This is a genomic window from Subsaximicrobium wynnwilliamsii (assembly GCF_007997225.1).
In the GTDB taxonomy this organism is placed as follows: domain Bacteria; phylum Bacteroidota; class Bacteroidia; order Flavobacteriales; family Flavobacteriaceae; genus Psychroserpens; species Psychroserpens wynnwilliamsii.
The window spans coordinates 65927-83332 of record NZ_VORM01000016.1; the positions used below are offsets into that span (position 1 = coordinate 65927).

General features: G+C 40.8%; 12 protein-coding genes and 1 tRNA gene. 5 read left to right on the forward strand and 8 right to left on the reverse strand.

What is annotated here, in order from left to right; all coding sequences use genetic code 11:
• Positions 1-23: 23 nt before the first annotated feature.
• On the reverse strand, positions 24-3218 hold the full coding sequence (locus ESY88_RS13580; RefSeq protein ID WP_147087284.1) for a TAT-variant-translocated molybdopterin oxidoreductase: 3195 nt from the start codon (positions 3216-3218) through the stop codon (positions 24-26).
• Positions 3219-3334: 116 nt separating this feature from the next.
• Entirely contained in the window at positions 3335-4642 is a 1308-nt protein-coding gene (locus tag ESY88_RS13585) for a c-type cytochrome (protein WP_147087283.1), read from the reverse strand.
• Positions 4643-4885: 243 nt separating this feature from the next.
• Between ESY88_RS13585 and ESY88_RS13590 the strand changes: the two genes are divergently transcribed.
• Positions 4886-5266 (forward strand): SPOR domain-containing protein, encoded by a 381-nt coding sequence (locus tag ESY88_RS13590; protein ID WP_147087282.1) that lies wholly within the window; start codon positions 4886-4888, stop codon positions 5264-5266.
• On the forward strand, positions 5244-5384 hold the full coding sequence (locus ESY88_RS21100) for a hypothetical protein (protein WP_189702606.1): 141 nt from the start codon (positions 5244-5246) through the stop codon (positions 5382-5384). The genes ESY88_RS13590 and ESY88_RS21100 overlap by 23 nt, the downstream gene beginning before the upstream one ends.
• A 117-nt stretch (positions 5385-5501) precedes the next feature.
• Here ESY88_RS21100 and infB read toward each other — a convergent pair whose 3' ends face one another.
• The 3 genes from infB to rimP form a co-directional block, all read right to left on the reverse strand.
• Positions 5502-8357: a translation initiation factor IF-2 gene (gene infB / locus ESY88_RS13595; RefSeq protein WP_147129044.1), complete on the reverse strand. Its 2856-nt coding sequence runs from the start codon at positions 8355-8357 to the stop codon at positions 5502-5504.
• A 62-nt stretch (positions 8358-8419) separates the two neighbouring features.
• A complete protein-coding gene (gene nusA / locus ESY88_RS13600) occupies positions 8420-9652 on the reverse strand; it encodes a transcription termination factor NusA (RefSeq protein ID WP_147087280.1) in 1233 nt (410 codons plus the stop codon).
• A gap of 12 nt (positions 9653-9664) precedes the next feature.
• Positions 9665-10129, reverse strand: a complete 465-nt coding sequence (gene rimP, locus ESY88_RS13605) for a ribosome assembly cofactor RimP (RefSeq protein WP_147087279.1) — start codon at positions 10127-10129, stop codon at positions 9665-9667.
• A gap of 150 nt (positions 10130-10279) precedes the next feature.
• Here rimP and ESY88_RS13610 point away from each other — a divergent pair, with 150 nt between their 5' ends.
• Entirely contained in the window at positions 10280-11104 is an 825-nt protein-coding gene (locus tag ESY88_RS13610) for a universal stress protein (protein WP_147087278.1), read from the forward strand.
• Positions 11105-11193: 89 nt separating this feature from the next.
• Here ESY88_RS13610 and ESY88_RS13615 read toward each other — a convergent pair.
• Positions 11194-11266 (reverse strand) — tRNA-Gln (locus ESY88_RS13615).
• Between the two features lie 172 nt (positions 11267-11438).
• On the opposite strand from ESY88_RS13615, the gene ESY88_RS13620 reads away from it, so the two are divergent.
• Both ESY88_RS13620 and ESY88_RS13625 read left to right on the forward strand, forming a co-directional pair.
• Entirely contained in the window at positions 11439-14768 is a 3330-nt protein-coding gene (locus tag ESY88_RS13620; protein ID WP_147087277.1) for a glycosyltransferase family 117 protein, read from the forward strand.
• Positions 14769-14772: 4 nt separating this feature from the next.
• The gene (locus ESY88_RS13625; RefSeq protein WP_147087276.1) at positions 14773-15558 is read left to right on the forward strand and encodes a polysaccharide deacetylase family protein; all 786 of its coding nucleotides are present in this window, start codon (positions 14773-14775) and stop codon (positions 15556-15558) included.
• A 157-nt stretch (positions 15559-15715) separates the two neighbouring features.
• Here the strand turns inward: ESY88_RS13625 and ESY88_RS13630 are convergent, their stop codons facing one another.
• Positions 15716-16012, reverse strand: coding sequence for a thioredoxin family protein (locus ESY88_RS13630; RefSeq protein WP_147087275.1), 297 nt, complete (start codon positions 16010-16012; stop codon positions 15716-15718).
• Positions 16013-16162: 150 nt separating this feature from the next.
• A complete protein-coding gene (locus ESY88_RS13635; protein ID WP_147087274.1) occupies positions 16163-17392 on the reverse strand; it encodes a metallophosphoesterase in 1230 nt (409 codons plus the stop codon).
• Between the last annotated feature and the right edge of the window lie 14 nt (positions 17393-17406).

Sequence of the window (17406 nt, forward strand, 5' to 3'; positions counted from 1 at the left end):
TTATAATTGTTTCTTATTAATGTTTATGCTTCTGTTGTATTTCTTACTTTCACATGGTACTGCACATTCGGCTTGGTACCTACATGCTCCAATAAGTGATACATACGATCATCTTCTTTTAGTTTTGCAACTACACTTTCCTCATCGTTGATGTCTCCAAACTTAATCGCACCACTGCTACAAGCTGCAGAACAAGCTGTGTGGAACTCACCGTCTTCAATAACGCGACCATCGCGCTTAGCATCTAAAATGGTCTTCTGTGTCATTTGAATGCACATGGAGCATTTCTCCATCACACCACGAGAACGAACGGTAACATCTGGATTCAATACCATACGCCCTAAATCATCATTCATGTGGTAATCAAACTCGTCATTCTTATTATATAAAAACCAGTTGAAACGTCTAACCTTATAAGGGCAGTTGTTACCACAGTAACGCGTCCCCACACAACGGTTGTAAACCATTTGATTTTGACCTTGGCGACCATGTACAGTTGCTGCCACAGGACACACCGTTTCACAAGGTGCATGATTACAATGTTGACACATCACTGGTTGAAATGCCACTTGCGGGTTATCTGCCGCATGTTCCATTTCATCGTATGCATCGATGATTGATAAACCTTTGGTATCTTCCTTCTTGGTGACATCTTCAGTAAAGGTATCTTCCGAAGAATAATATCTGTCAATACGCAACCAGTGCATATCCCGGCTTCTTCTTATTTCCTCCTTGCCTACTACAGGCACGTTGTTTTCAGCATGGCAAGCGATCACACATGCGCCACAACCTGTACAGGCATTTAAATCTATCGCCAAATTGAAATGATGCCCCATAGAACGATCAAACTCATCCCAAAGATCCACTTTTGGCGAAGTCACTGGTGTTTCCTCGTGATTTAAGGACACCATAGCCATAGGATTCCAATACTGTCTCTCCCTTGTATTAAAGATTTCTAGTGTGGTATCCTTAATGATATCTCCTCGCCCCATCAATGTATTCTGCAACTGTACACAAGCAAACTCATGTATTCCTGCTTCTTTTTTGATGCTTACGTTTTGAGTTGTATTAAAGTCTTGGTATAAGGGGTAAGCGTTTACACCAGTTTTCATTTCATCTTTTAAGCCTGCTGTTCTACCATATCCAAACGAAAGACCAAGCGATCCCTTTGCTTGCCCTGGTTGAATGATCACAGGTATGTTTTTCACAGTAATCCCATTAACGGTAAGCTCTGCATAGTTTCCGTTGAGACCTCCAGTGGCATCGTTTGAGTGTTCAAAACCCAGCTTCTCAGCATCTGCTCTAGAAACCGTCACATAGTTATCCCAAGAAGTTCTGGTAATTGGATCTGGAAACTCTTGTAACCATGGGTTATTGGCTTGTTGACCGTCTCCCATACCTACTTTAGTGTATAAAGACAACTCCATACCCTCAGCTTTTGCAGAAGACACTAGGTCTCTTGCTGCACTGCCAATGGTTCCTATTGACATACCGTTTGCAGTTTCATTCGTGGCTTGATCCTCATCGCTAATTCCAACACCAACCACGGTGCTGTCGTTTTCATCTTTAAGATCAGTACCACTGATTTCGTTGGTTTGAGTGGATGCACTTCCCGGACTTGCACCCATAAATCCAGGCACATAGACACCGTCTTGAAGCGCCTTATTAAAAGAGTTGCCACCTAAAATACCACCATCCCAATTGGTCTTGATGTATTCACGGAAGCTCATATCACTTCCATTCCATAACAATAACGCTTGTTGAAATTGTCGCGTATCAAACAACGGTCTAATGGTTGGTTGCATTAAACTGAAGTGTCCTTTTTTAAGCTCAACATCTCCCCAAGATTCTAAGTAATGAGGTGCTGCTGCGATATATTGTGCTGCCAAGGCAGACTCATCTGCTTTCTGAGAGAAAGCGATGGATAATTCTGTTTTTTTAAGTCCTTCAGCAAAGTCTAGTGCATTTGGAAGCGTGTATAAAGGGTTTACACCACTCATAATGATCCCGCCAACTTTACCAGCCAGCATATCGGTCACCAATTGGCTTACTGCTTTATTACTTCCCTGTCTTGTCAAGATCGGGGTCGAAGGATCAAAAGCCTTACTACTTAAAGCACTGTTGATTGCCAAGGCCAAAGTTTGAGCATTTACATCGTTGATCCCAGTGGCCAAAACACCATTGCTTCCCGCCTTTTTCAAAGCTGAAGCCGCCTTTTGAACCGCTTGATCGATATTTTCAGGCAAATCTGTAGCCGCTGAGCCACCTGTAATTAAACTGTATAATCGCGCCAGTACTTGCTTTTGCTGACTAGGTGTGACAGGCACACGTTTATCTGCGTTTGCACCAGTGAGAGACATATTGGATTCAAATTGGATATGACGAGACATTCTGCCATTTTTAGGCACGCGACCTTTCGCATAACCTGCATCAAAGCCACCACCTTGCCAATCACCAAGAAAATCGGCCCCAACTGAAACTATGGTCATAGCCTTTTCAAAATCGTAAGTTGCCAATCCTCTGGTACCATATTTTGCTTCAAAAGCATCCAGTGCGGCAGATTCTGAAACAGCATCGTAAACGACGTGACGCACATTGCCATATTTGGATTGAAATTCAGCAATCAACTTTGAAGTTGACGGACTCGCAAAAGTCTGTGTCAACAAAACGATGTCCTTACCAGAATTCTTAATGCTTGATAAAGCTACGTTGGTTTCTGCATCAAAAGTCTCCCAAGTTATAGGAGCGCCATCTTTCATCGCAGACTTTACGCGCATGTTATCGTACAAGTCCAAAACAGAAGCATTAACTCTTGCATTTGCACTGCCTTGGGTTTTAGCCAAGGTATTATTTTCAATTTTAATAGGTCGACCTTCACGGGTCTTGATCAAAATACTGGCAAAATCAAAACCGTTTGCGATAGTGGTTGCATAATAATTGGCAACCCCAGGAATGATTTCCTCAGGCTGAACCACATAGGGAATGGATTTAACCACAGGGCCTTCACATGCCGCAAGTGATGCAGCTGCGGTACTAAAACCCACGTACTTTAGAAAGTCACGACGCGTAGTTGAAGAAGACTCCAATGATTTTTTGTTACCCAAAAATTCTTCGGTAGGAATCTCACTTACAAACTCATTCTGTTTAAGCGTCTCAACAATAGAGCTGTTTTCGTTTAGCTCTTCAACACTTTTCCAGTATTTCTTGTTTGATGACATATGATATAATTGAATTACTTCTTGTTAAAATTTTCATTTAGACCAGCGCAATGCCAATCTGCTTATTGTTTTGCAACACCGTTTCCCATTTTGATGGGAATCACTAAAACCAGATATTAGTAGTGACACTTGCCGCATTCTAAACCTCCCATTTGTGCAACAGTTAGCTTATCAACACCATATTTCTTAGACAATTCTTCGTGTATTTTCGTGTAGTACTCATTGCCTTCGGTCTTAACCTCAGTCTCTCTGTGGCAATTGATACACCAGCCCATAGTTAACGGCGAATATTGGTACATGATCTCCATTTCTTGCACCGGCCCATGACATTCCTGACATTGGATACCTCCTACCGCAACATGCTGCGAGTGGTTAAAATATGCAAAATCTGGCAAGTTATGGATACGAATCCATTTTACCGGCTGTGTTTCCCCAGTATAACTTTGATCCTCCTCATCCCAACCTACAGCTTTGTAAAGTTTTTGGATTTCTGCATTATAGTCGACACCATACTCCTCAATACCCATTTGTTGAGTTTCCTCAGCAACTTGATAGATGGATTTATGACAGTTCATACACACGTTTAAAGAAGGGATCCCAGAGTGCTTGCTCACACGTGCAGAGGAATGGCAATACTTACAATCTATTGCATTTTCACCGGCATGAATTCTATGCGAGTAATGAATTGGCTGTATAGGTTCATATCCTTGGTCAATGCCTATTTGCATGAAAAATCCATACACAAAGTACGCACTAGTTAACAAAAGTATAATAACCGAAACCAAAACTAAAAATTGATTTTGAACGAAAGCTTTCCAGATTGGGAAGCCCTTTTTCTTTTCAGCAGCCTCAACCGTTAAACCTTTAGCATCTGCAAAACGGTTTAAAGTTTTCCTTACCAAGACCAAAGAAATAGCCAATAGCGCAAATAATAATGCCAAGGCACCAAGAATTAACCTGTTTGAAGTTCCGCCACCTTCAGTAGTGCCAGTTGTAGCAACCTCCCCATCAACGTCTGCAGTCTTTTCTTCCTTCGGCTGTGCGGTATATGCTAAAATATCATCAATATCCGAATCAGAAAACTGCGGGTAAGCAGTCATCGCAACACCGTTATACTCCTCATAAATCTGGTTAGCATAATCGTCGCCAGATTTTATAAGACCACTACTGTTACGAATCCATTTGTAGAGCCAATCTCTCCCCAAACCCTGTTCCTCTTGCAACCTGGACGCAACGTTTCTTAACGCTGGCCCCGTCATTTTTCTATCCAATTGATGACAAGCAGCGCAATTGGTATTGTACAATGATTTTCCTTTTTCAGGATCACCATCTTGGGCGTACAATGATGTGGAGAACGTAAGTAAAATAATTAACCCTAAGTTGAGGAACTTGGAAGCTAATTTTCGGTAAATTACTTGTATCATATTGTTTGTAGGATTATCTTCTAAACTTTGGTACGGTTTTTTTCATTTATCATGGCTAAAAACCTTCTGAAAACTCTGGCAAAAATAACACTTAAAGTCGATTTTGAAAATGTTAGAGAAGCGTTAATTGCTAATTTATAAGGATTCTAAATAATAAAAAACCCCGCTTTCAGTTTAATAGTAGTGCTTAAAAACACCGCTCTAAAAAAAAATGATTTTCTTTGTAAAAAATAAAAATACAGCATGATTTATAACAAATTTAAAATAAGCCTTTTGGCGCTAACTTTTTTCGCTTTTCTGGGTAACGCATTGGCTCAACAAGGAAATGTAACGGTTGATCAACATAGTGATATCACCAAATTGCTGGAATATAAAAAGGATGTTAAAACCGTAAACCTTTATAAGATCCAGTTGGATTTTGGGTCTAGAGCCGAAGCCGAGTCCTTAAAAATCGAATTTCAAAATGAATTTAGTGAATGGCCTGCTGAAATGGTTTATGAAACACCAAATTACAAGGTATGGGTGGGCAATTTCAGCACCAGATTAGAAGCGGATATCGCGCTCCAGAAAATCAAGAAATCCTTTACTAAAGCCATGGTTTTTGAGCCGAAGAAAGAGAAGTGAGTTGGAGGCACGAAGGCTGAAGACTGAAGACTGGAGACCGCAGACCGAAGACCGAAGACCGAAGACCGAAGACCGGAGACCGGAGACCGAAGACCGAAGACCGAAGACTAAAGACTGAATACTGAAGACTAAAGACTAAAGACTAAAGACCGGAGACTATAAATCAAAAAAAGCGATTCCCACTAAAGGAATCGCTTTTTTTATGCACTTTATACTCGTTGCTTTTCAAGCCGTTTTATTTCAACTTCTTCTTGACTTCCACTTCTTGGAAAGCTTCGATGGTATCATCAATCTCGATATCATTGTAGTTTTTCAACTGGATACCACAATCGTATCCTTTTGCGACTTCCTTGGCATCATCCTTAAATCGTTTTAAGGACGTTAGCAACCCTGTATGGATTACCACACCATCCCTAATCAATCGGATACCTGAGTTTCTATAGATTTTACCGCTCAATACCATACAACCAGCAATGGTTCCTACTTTGGAGATCTTAAAGGTCTCTCTAATTTCTGCAGTACCAGTGATTTCCTCTTTGACTTCTGGGGACAACATGCCTTCCATCGCATCCTTAAGGTCGTTGATGGCATCGTAGATGATGGAATACATTCTTATATCGATTGCTTCCTTATCTGCAATTTGACGTGCATTACCCATTGGTCTAACATTAAACCCTATAATAATTGCGTCAGACGCTGTTGCCAGCAAGACATCACTTTCAGTAATGGCTCCTACCCCTTTATGGATGATGTTAACCTGTATTTCTTCCGTAGATAATTTCTGGAACGAATCGGTCAATGCTTCTACAGAACCATCCACATCCCCTTTAAGGATGATATTCAATTCCTGGAAATCACCTAGTGCGATACGACGTCCAATTTCATCTAAAGTAATATGACGTTGGGTTCTTACCGTTTGCTCACGTTGCAATTGCATACGTTTCGCGGCTATTTGCTTGGCTTCACGCTCATCGGCAAAGACGTTGAACTTATCACCTGCCTGTGGTGCACCGTCGAGCCCTAAAATGGACACTGGTGTTGAAGGGCCTGCAGTTTTGACCTCTTTTCCACGTTCATCCTGCATGGCTCTTACTTTACCACTGTTTTTACCAGCTAAAACGTAATCACCTACTTTAAGGGTTCCTGCCTGCACCAAAATGGTAGACACGTAACCTCGTCCTTTATCTAAATAAGCTTCAACAACAGTTCCTGAAGCCATTTTATCTGGATTTGCCTTCAGCTCTAAAATTTCAGCTTCCAACACTACTTTTTCCAACAATTCTTTAATACCAGTTCCATTCTTGGCTGAAATATCATGAGACTGGATCTTACCGCCCCAATCTTCAACCAAAAGGTTCATTTGTGCCAAACCTTCTTTTACTTTTTCAGGGTTTGCACCTGGCTTGTCAATCTTATTGATTGCAAAAATTATAGGCACACTCGCCGCTTGCGCGTGGGCGATGGCCTCTTTCGTCTGTGGCATGATGGAATCATCTGCCGCAATTACAATTATTGCCAAATCGTTAACTTGAGCTCCACGAGCACGCATCGCTGTAAATGCTTCGTGACCTGGTGTATCTAGAAATGCCATTTTTTGACCATTATCCAAAGTGACACCATAAGCACCTATGTGCTGTGTGATCCCACCCGACTCACCTGCGATCACATTTTCCTTACGAATATAATCCAGTAGAGAGGTTTTACCGTGATCTACGTGACCCATGACCGTAACAATAGGCGCACGTGGTTTCAAATCTTCAGGATTGTCTAAAATAACCTTCACTGAATCTTCCAAATCTGAAGTGACAAAGTCCACTTCATAACCAAATTCATCTGCTACAACCGACAAGGTCTCTGCATCCAAACGTTGGTTCATTGTGACCATCATCCCAAGAGACATACAGGCCGAGATAATTTCGGTTACCGAAACGTCCATCATCGTCGCCACTTCGCTAGCTGTTACAAATTCTGTAACTTTAAGTATTTTGCTTTCTGCCGCGTCTGCAATGTCCTTCTCAGTCTGTTCTCTATGTTGATCTCTTTTTTCTCTTCTATATTTGGCACCTTTACCTTTAGAGGATTTTCCTTGAAGTTTCTCTAAGGTTTCGCGTACTTGTTTTTGTACATCTGCCTCACTTGGATCTTCTTTTACGCCAGTGCTGCGTTTGATAGGGTTTCTTCCTTTATAACCACCTCTTGGAGCAGCTTTTGCTGGACGACTATCCGTCCCAGCTGGCCCTTTACTGATGCGACGACGTTTTTTCTTATCGGCATCGCCAACTTTCTTATCGTCTTTTTTCTTCTTAGGTTTTTTGAATTGGGACAGATCAATTTTCTCTCCTGCAATCTTAGGACCGCTTAGCTTTTTGTAATTGGTAATGAGCGTATCGTCTGAAGCGCTTTCGGTTGAACCCGCTTCTGGCTCTTTCTTAACTTCAAATTTTGGTGTGACCTTTTCTGTATCAGGTTTTTCAGCAATGGCTTTTTCAGGTGCTTTCTCAGTATCTGAAACTTCTTCCTTAGCCGATTCCTTTTTATCTTCGGCAACTGGGGCCTCGCTAACTTGTTTCTCTTCTTTTGGTTTTTCTTTTGGCTTTTCAGGAGCAATTTCAGCCTCTTTGACAGGGGCTTCGGCTGTTTCTTCGGCTACCTTTTTAGCTGGCTCTTTTGCCGGCTCTTTAGCTGGCTCTTTTTCTGTTTCTTTTGGAGGCGCTATTTCTTCCTTCTTGACTTTAAGGGTATCGCCATCCAAATTGATCTTGCCAACTTGTTTTGGTCCGCTCAATTCAGCTTTTGCCCTAACGACTTCTTTTTGTTTGGCCTCCCGCTCTGCTTTCTCCTCAATTTCTCGCTCACGTTGCACGCGCAACTCTTCTTTTTCCTTAAGCTTAGCCTCACTCACTTCTTGGGATTCTGCCCTTTTGTTGGCATCCGTTTGAAATTCGTTGGAAAGAACCGCGTAAACTTCCTCTGAGATTTTCGTATTCGGTTTCTTTTCTATCTCAACACCCTTGGATTCCAAAAAATCCACCGCGCGATCAATAGAAATGTTGAGTTCCCGTAATACTTTATTTAATCTTGTTTGAGCCATAAATTGCCTTAATATACTTATTTTCCTTTATTCCAATTAACACTATCCTGAAAAAAACGTGCTTATTCCTCAAATTCCTCTTTAAGGATACGCATCACGTCCTTAATAGTTTCTTCCTCAAGGTCTGTACGCTTAACAAGATCTTCAATCTCTTGCTCCAAGACACTTTTTGCTGTATCTAGGCCAGCCTTTTTAAATTCTTCAATGACCCAATCCTCTATTTCATCTGAGAATTCTTTCAATTCAACATCTTCCTCTGCACCTTCTCTAAACACATCAATTTCATAACCTGTTAGTTTGCCAGCCAATCTAATATTATGACCGCCTCTACCAATGGCCTTAGAAACTTCCTCTGGTTTTAACACCACCTCAGCACGTTTGGTTTCTTCATTTATTTTGACCGAGGTTACCCTTGCCGGGCTCAATGCTCTGGTAATAAATAGTTGCAGGTTGTTGGTATAGTTGATCACGTCAATATTCTCATTACCCAACTCACGAACAATCCCGTGAATTCTAGAACCTTTCATACCCACACAGGCACCTACAGGATCAATTCTATCATCATAAGAATCAACTGCCACTTTTGCTTTCTCTCCAGGAATTCTCACCACGTGCTTGATGGTAATTAGGCCATCAAAGACTTCTGGGATTTCCTGCTCAAATAATTTTTCCAAGAACACTGGCGAAGTTCTAGACATAATAATTGAAGGCTTATTGCCTTTAAGTTCTACGCTCTCGATAATACCGCGCACATTTTCACCTTTTCTGAAAAAATCTGAAGGGATTTGTCGATCCTTCGGAAGAATGATTTCATTGCCTTCGTCATCGAGTAAAATAATCGCTCTGTGGCGAATGTGATGTACTTCGGCTGAATATATCTCGCCTTCAAGTTCTTTGAAATGCTTGTATATATTAGTATTATCGTGCTCATGGATTTTAGAGATCAAATTTTGCCTCAAAGCTAAGATCGAGCGTCGGCCTAAATCGATAAGCTTTACTTCTTCCGCTACATCTTCACCAACCTCAAAATCAGGTTCGATCTTTTGTGCTTCGCTCAAGGATATTTCTTGGTTAGGCTCTTCCACTTCATCATCTGCCACTACGATTCTATTTCTCCAAATTTCTAAATCGCCCTTATCTGGGTTAATAATGATGTCAAAGTTATCGTCATCTCCATACTTCTTTTTCAAAGCATTTCTCAACACATCTTCCAAAATCGCCATTAGCGTGACACGATCTATTAATTTATCGTCTTTAAATTCTGAAAACGAATCAATTAACGCAATATTTTCCATAATTATTATGAATTAAAATTTTATTACAACTTGAGCTTTAGAGATGGTACCATAGACCACTTCTGCTCGTTTATTAACAGTGACCTTTCCTTTCCCTACCGGTTTGGGCTCTCTAGATTTCCACGACAAAATGATGTGATCGTCTGTAGCCTCATCTAAAGTACCTTCAATGGTTTCTCCGTCTTTGGTTTGAACACTCAATGTTCTACCTATATTCTTCTTGTATTGTCTTTGATTGCTTAACGGCGCAGTTGCACCTGCTGATAAGACTTCTAAGGAAAAATCGGTTTCCTCCCTATCCAAATTATTTTCAATTGCCCTACTAATAAACATGCAATCCTCAACTAAAACGCCATTATCGCCATCAATAATGACCTTAATGGTATTATCACTAAGCACATCAAAATCAATGAGGAACAAATCTGGTCTTTGCTCCAATCCTTCTTCTAGTAAGCGTTTTACGGTATCTTTGAACATTCTCTGTATAAAAAGAGCGGACTTTCCGTCCGCTCATTATTCTTTTCTTCAAACAACGCTGCAAATATACAACATTTTTATTGACTTTAGCAAACGTCCGTATTTCGATTTTTATTATTAACTTTAAGACTATCAATCAACACAGTAACCATGAAAAAGATCCTTGTCCCAACAGACTTCTCCAAAGAGGCAGAAAACGCCCTGAAAGTTGCCTCTCATATAGCCAGAAAAAATAATAGCGAAATCTATTTACTGCATTTACTCGAAATACCGCTTACCAATGTTGACGCGATTAACGCCAACGCAGATGTGCCAGAGGTCATGTTTTTTATGAAAATGGCCCATAGAAAGTTCAAGGAAATCTTAGCGAGTGAATTTCTTGAGGGATTAACCGTAAATGAAGTTGTAAAGCCAGACGTGAGTTTTAGCAGCATTGCAGAGATCGCCAAAGAACAAGACATAGATCTAATCGTTATGGGCTCACACGGCTCCAGTGGCTTTGAAGAAGTGTTTATAGGCTCAAATGCCGAGAAAGTGGTTCGCAGTTCACATGTACCTGTGTTAGTCATTAAAAATGAGCATGAGGATTTTAGCGTTGAAGATATCGTGTTTGCTTCAGATTTTAAAAAGGACAATAAAGAAACATACCGCCAAGCCACTGAGTTCGCCATGAGTTTTGGAGCACAAATTCATTTGCTCATGGTCAATACGCCCGGTAATTTCACAACTACCACAAAAGCCAAAGAACGTATCGATGAATTTATCAAGGACTATAGCTTTAGAAATTATACCATAACCGTGTACAATGATGATTCTGTGGAAAAAGGCATCCTCAATTTCGCGAAAGATATCGATGCCGACTTAATAGGCATTAGCACCCATGGCCGACAAGGGATTGCACACTTTTTCAATGGAAGCATTAGCGAGGATTTGGTAAACCACGCCAAAAGACCCGTGATAACGTTTAAAATTTGAAGCTAAAAGTAGAAGTCGGGAGCACGGAGTTTGAACTTTGAACCTTCAGAAATAAAAAAAGTCCTCCTAAATTTAGGAAGACTTTTTTGTTGGCCCACTAGGTCTCGAACCTAGACTCTTTGGTACCAAAAACCAACGTGTTACCAGTTACACCATAGGCCAAAATAACACTTTTAAAAACTTTCGTCTTTCTTAAGCGCGTGCAAATTTAGTACAAACTTTTATCTGTACAAATAATTTTAGCAAAAAAATCAAAATTCGTAAGCTTAACTTAAAAATCGTAGCGTTTTATATATTTATTAGTAAATTCGCCCGCATTTAATAGACTTTTTTTATGACACATTCCAATTTCAAGAAATGGAATACCATTACCGGCTGGTTTGCTTTTGCTGTGGCTCTTCTCACTTTTGCTTTAACCATAGAACCAACGGTTAGTTTTTGGGATGCTGGAGAATATATCTTGACCTCTGCCAAATTGCAGGTTGGTCATCCCCCCGGAGCACCGCTTTTTCAAATGTTAGGTGCGTTTTTCTCGCTCTTTACTTTTGGAAACAATAGTTATATTGGGATGATGCTCAATATGATGAGTGCTGTGGCCAGCGCATTCACGATTCTTTTTATGTTTTGGAGCATTTCTATATTATTGCGAAAAATGACCAAACATGTTGGAGAGGCTTTAACAACCAGTACCTCCATCGCTATAATAGGCAGTGCTTTGGTAGGCAGTTTGGCCTTTACTTTTACAGATTCTTTTTGGTTCAATGCCGTTGAGACTGAAGTCTATGCCATGGCCACTTTAATCATGGCAATACTTTTTTATCTGGGGTTGCGCTGGGAACAAGATATGTTTAAGCCTAGAGGTCACCGATGGCTCATCTTAATTGCATTTGTGATTGGCTTATCCTTTGGAGTACATTTTATGGGGCTTTTGACCATTCCCGCGCTCGGACTCCTATACTTCTTTAAAAATTATGAAAAAGTCACGGCTAAGAATTTCATCATAGCCAACGTGGTAGCAGCTGCCATCTTGCTTTTCATATTTAAATTATTATTGCCAAATGCACTTCTTCTGTTTAGTGCTTCCGAGATATTCTTCGTAAACAGCGTTGGGCTTCCGTTCAATTCTGGCTCTATCATCGCTGGTCTTGCAATAATAACGGCTTTTTATTTCGGCTTAAAATATACCCGAGACAAAGGCTACAAGTATGCCAACACCCTAACACTCTGCCTTATTTTTATCTTTATAGGTTTTTCCTCATGGATCATGCTACCCATACGTGCCAATGCAGATACCGTAATCAATGAGAATAATCCATCAAGTGCCAGAGAGCTTCTAGCGTATTACAATTTGGAGCAATATCCTGAGACGCATTTGTTCTACGGCCCTTTGTTCACTGATCAATATGCTGGTTTAGATAAAAACAATCCTTATAAAGATGCCAAACCAAAATACGAAAAGGATGAGGAACAAGGCAAATACGTGATCGTGAACGATTATAAAAACGCCGAGCAAAATTATAATTCTGAGCACGCACAGATCTTACCAAGAATGTGGAGTGGCGAACATGCCGAAAATTACATGATGTTTACTGGTTTACTGGATTTTAAAATCAAGCCAGAGTATCAAATGGACAATCGTGTGCGACAATTGGTAAACGACTTTAAAAGAGATGTTGCCCAAGGAAAATTAGATTATGCAGATTACCACAGTTTTTTAAAACAATTTGGTCGCGATTTCTTGGTGATTGAGAAACCATCTCTTGGCGATAATCTCTATTACATGTTGGATTATCAATTGGGCTACATGTACTGGCGCTATTTTATGTGGAATTTTACCGGTCGTCAAGATGATATTCAAGGTAAATACGACGATTTGCATGGCAATTGGATTAGCGGCATTGATTTTATAGACAATTGGCATTTGGGCATGTCACAGGACAACCTGCCCAGTGATGTGAAAAACAATAAGGCGAGAAACACGTATTACTTCTTACCTTTAATTCTGGGAGTTATAGGCTTTCTATTCTTAATGAGTCGCGATCCCAAACTCTTTTGGGTTATGCTGGTGTTCTTTTTATTCACAGGGCTAGCCATTCAATTTTACACCAATGTACGGCCGTTTGAGCCAAGGGAACGGGACTATTCGGTAGTGGGCTCTTTTTATGTATTTGCCATGTGGATTGGTTTTGGCGTATTCGCTATTTTTAATTTTCTGCGGAAGTATGCCAACTCCAAATTTCTTGCACCTGCCATAACCATCATCTGCCTAGCCCTTGTGCCCGGCATTTTAGCCGCCAATAATTGGGACGATCATGACCGGTCAGACCGCTATACCGCGCAGGCCATGGCTCGCATGTATTTAGAATCCTGCGCACCAAACGCGATTTTGTTCAGTATTGGCGACAATGACACTTTCCCATTGTGGTACCTTCAGGAAATTGAAGGGGTAAGAACCGATGTTCGCGTGGTCAACACCAGCCTTTTCCAAACCGATTGGTACATTGACCAAATGAAGCGCAAAGCCTACGAGAGCGACCCTATCCCATCACAACTTACACATGCACAATACCAATATGGTACACGTGATTACATCATAAGCCAAGAGATCACGAAAGATACTTTTTTGATAAAGGACTTTATTGACTTTATCTCCAACGATGATCCCAAATACAAATTGAAATATGCGCTTGAAGCCAGGGGCGAAGATACCTCGGTATATCCCGATCATCTCTTGAAATCCAATTACATGCCAACCACGAGTGTGCGCATTCCTGTTGACAAACAAAATGTGTTGGACAACAATATCGTGAAGGAAGCTGATGCCGATAAGATTGTGCCTTATATCGACATAAAAATCACAGGTAGTGCCCTATATAAAAATCGCCTGTTGATGTTGGATATTATCGCCAATAACGATTGGAAACGTCCGATTTATTTTACCGGTGGTGCTTTTGGAGAAGATGATTATATCTGGATGAAGGATTATTTGCAGCTCGATGGCCTAGTTTACAAGCTCGTCCCAATAAGAACTCCTGTCAACCGCGCCAATCCCTTTGATATGGGACGCGTGGACACCGATTTGATGTACAAGCAAGTCATGGCTTGGGATTGGGGCAATAGCGGTAGCGATAACATTTACCACGACGTTGAAACCCGTAAAAATGGCATCACCTATAGAGGCAACCTCGCCAGATTGATGGAAGCGCTCATCAATGAGGATCGACTGGAAAAGGCAGAAGATATTGCAGATTTGGCCATGGAAAATTTACCGGTGGATAAGTTCGGTTTTTACACCTTGCTCGAGCCTTACATTAGCGGTTATTACGAAGTAGGCAATAAAGAAAAAGCCCGTAAACTATATAGAGAGGTCTCTAAAAAATATCAAGAGAGTTTGACCTATTGGAGCGGATTGAGCATCAAGAATCAAACGCGCTATTTGGATGAAATCGTTACCGATATTGAACGCTACCGTAGTTTGGTTGATCTCTTGGTACTCTATCAAGATGAATCTTTTGCGATGGAAGAAACTGAAAAATTCAACAATTATCTCAAACTTTTCAAACACTTTACCGAGGGCGATAAGGAAGACGTAGAGCCCGTAATTGACGAGCGTGATTTGCAGAAGGATTCCACAAACGCCGATACGCTTTTTAAAATCGAATGACGCCTTGAAGTTAATTCCCGTTAAAACACCTTGGCTCTTCAGGAAAATATTTCCAAATTATGTTTGGAATGTTAAGACTGATGAAAAGATCATCTACCTTACTTTTGATGATGGCCCAACGCCCGAAGTGACCGATTTCGTCTTGGACACCTTAAATGCGCATCAAGCCAAAGCCACGTTTTTCTGTATTGGCAATAATGTTGAAAAACATCCCAAGCTCTTCCAGCGTATTTTGGCGGAAGGCCACCGCGTTGGAAACCACACCCAAAATCACACCAAAGGTTGGGAAACCACTACGGCAGCTTATTTGCAAGATGTCGCAGCAGCGGAAGGGATTATCCAAGATTCAAAATTTAAAGTTCAAGGTTTAGGGTTCGAAGTTCAGGATTCAGGATTCAATACCGAAATTTCGAGGCAAAACTCGAAAGCCAAGAACACATCAAAAGTCTCCTTAGAGGATTTGGGGGACAATCAACAATCGTCAATTGACAATCTTCAATCATCAATCCCAAAGCTTTTCCGCCCACCCTACGGACTTATAAAGCCTGCACAAAGCAAACAACTCATGCAACTGGCTTATAAAATCGTCATGTGGGATGTGATCTCATTTGATTGGGAGCAAGAACTTTCCGAAGAAAAATGTCTTCAGAATGTCATTTCCAATACAGAATCTGGGAGTATCATCGTTTTTCACGATAGTATTAAGGCATCAAAAAATATGATGTATGCGCTGCCAAGGATGTTGGCATATTTTAGCGAAAAAGGGTTTCGATTTGAAAGCTTGAAATAAGAATCAATACCGTGCCTAACGGCTGGCTGGCGCTGCGCTTCTAGCACAGTGAACAAAGACTTGAATGTTGCCGCCTCACAAAAATTTTACTTTTAGTCTTTCGGCTATTCTCTATATCCTATTCTCTTTTTTCTATCTTCTAAATAAACGCCCTCAACTAAAGGTATTCCTGCACAATGGCAATAAGCGTGTTGGCGTCTTGCTCACCGCTATGTCGCCATTTCATTTCGCCATTTTTGTAGATAATGAGTGTTGGCAAGCCTTTAACACGAAGTGCTTCTGCCAATTCCTTGTTTTTATCAACGTCAATCTTGATTACTTTGGCTTTATCGCCGAGCGCAGCAGCAACATCGCGCATTACGGGATGCATGGCCGTGGATTGCTCATTCCACTCGGTAAAAAAATCTAAAAGTACAGGAATATCAACATCTATAAGTTCCCCAAATTTTGACATACGTTTAAAATTTTTAAATCAACTCTCGCGCTTAAAACCAAAATCTATTTTTGCCAATGCTTCAAATAATGGGCTTTAGCGGGTTCAGGTTGATCTATTTATAAATTAAAAATAAGCATTTTCCGCATCAAAACGGACATTTCCTTTACATTAGGCTTCTTTTGTGCCTTTTTTTAGGGTGATCACGCTCACTTCTGGCCAGATGCCTACGCGTCCTGGATAGCCTAAATAGCCAAAACCTCGGTTCACGTTGATGTATTGTCCCAACTCTTTATAAATACCTGCCCATTGTTTGTAACGCCATTTTATAGGACTCCATTTGATCCAACCGGGAATCTCAATCCCAAATTGCATCCCGTGGGTATGGCCACTCAAAGTAAGGTGGAAATGATAATCATCTGGCAAAACTTCTTCCTCCCAATGGCTGGGATCATGCGTCATTAAAATTTTAAAATCATTGGATGCCACATTCTCCTTGGTCTTTTGGAGATCGCCTGCTTTTTTGAATCCGCCCTTGCCCCAATTCTCAACACCCATAATGGCGATGCGTTGCCCATCTCTTTCTATAAACCGACTTTCATTGAGTAATATATCAAAGCCCAAATCTTTTTGGAGCTGCACCAAATCGGCAATATTTTGGGCTTTGGCTGCTGGCGAAGGCCAATCGATATAATCGCCATAATCATGATTGCCCAAAACAGAATAGACGCCATCTGGAGCCTTGAGTTGACTAAACATATCCACCCAGGGCAACATTTCAGTCGTTTTATTGTTGACCATATCGCCGGTAAATAAAATGACATCACTTTTTTGCGCTTTGATCAAATCGACGCCATACTGTATTTTTTTATGGTTGTCAAAGCTCCCCGAATGGATGTCACTAATTTGCGTGATGCGATACCCATCAAAAGCTTCGGGCAAATCCTCAAAGTGAAGTGTGTAATCCAAAACCCGAAAGCGGTATTTCCCTTTATACATGCCGTAGAGCAGCCCCGCAAAGGGAATAGCCGCAAGCCCCAATGCGAGCCCGCTAATAAATTTCCGCCTGGATGGTAAGTGAAAGCCTTCCTCACTGGTCACTCGTTTTTCAAAAATGCCGATGGCAGCCCTAATAATATCTTCTCCCAATAGAAAAGGCACTAAAATAAGATTGAGAGCCATAAATGCCAATAAAAAGCCGAAGGCATAGGACTTGGCAGGATTCAAAACGCGACCTTCAGATCCTATAGAAAACTGATAGATAAAATTACCAACAACAACTAATGAAATGCCTAGGAACAGATAGTGAATCCAAGTAACTTTGGTTAGGGTTTTAATGGCCTGAAATCCATAAATCGAAAGCAGTATATAAATCGAAACGAAAAGAATCCAGCGTAACATAGGGGGAATTTATC

What these genes read in the sequence shown, in the direction of transcription:
- ESY88_RS13580 (WP_147087284.1), bottom strand. Translation starts at nt 3,218, where the DNA reads ATGTCATCAAACAAGAAATACTGGAAAAGTGTTGAAGAGCTAAACGAA.
- ESY88_RS13585 (WP_147087283.1), bottom strand. Translation starts at nt 4,642, where the DNA reads ATGATACAAGTAATTTACCGAAAATTAGCTTCCAAGTTCCTCAACTTA.
- ESY88_RS13590 (WP_147087282.1), top strand. Translation starts at nt 4,886, where the DNA reads ATGATTTATAACAAATTTAAAATAAGCCTTTTGGCGCTAACTTTTTTC.
- infB (WP_147129044.1), bottom strand. Translation starts at nt 8,357, where the DNA reads ATGGCTCAAACAAGATTAAATAAAGTATTACGGGAACTCAACATTTCT.
- nusA (WP_147087280.1), bottom strand. Translation starts at nt 9,652, where the DNA reads ATGGAAAATATTGCGTTAATTGATTCGTTTTCAGAATTTAAAGACGAT.
- rimP (WP_147087279.1), bottom strand. Translation starts at nt 10,129, where the DNA reads ATGTTCAAAGATACCGTAAAACGCTTACTAGAAGAAGGATTGGAGCAA.
- ESY88_RS13610 (WP_147087278.1), top strand. Translation starts at nt 10,280, where the DNA reads ATGAAAAAGATCCTTGTCCCAACAGACTTCTCCAAAGAGGCAGAAAAC.
- ESY88_RS13620 (WP_147087277.1), top strand. Translation starts at nt 11,439, where the DNA reads ATGACACATTCCAATTTCAAGAAATGGAATACCATTACCGGCTGGTTT.
- ESY88_RS13630 (WP_147087275.1), bottom strand. Translation starts at nt 16,012, where the DNA reads ATGTCAAAATTTGGGGAACTTATAGATGTTGATATTCCTGTACTTTTA.
- ESY88_RS13635 (WP_147087274.1), bottom strand. Translation starts at nt 17,392, where the DNA reads ATGTTACGCTGGATTCTTTTCGTTTCGATTTATATACTGCTTTCGATT.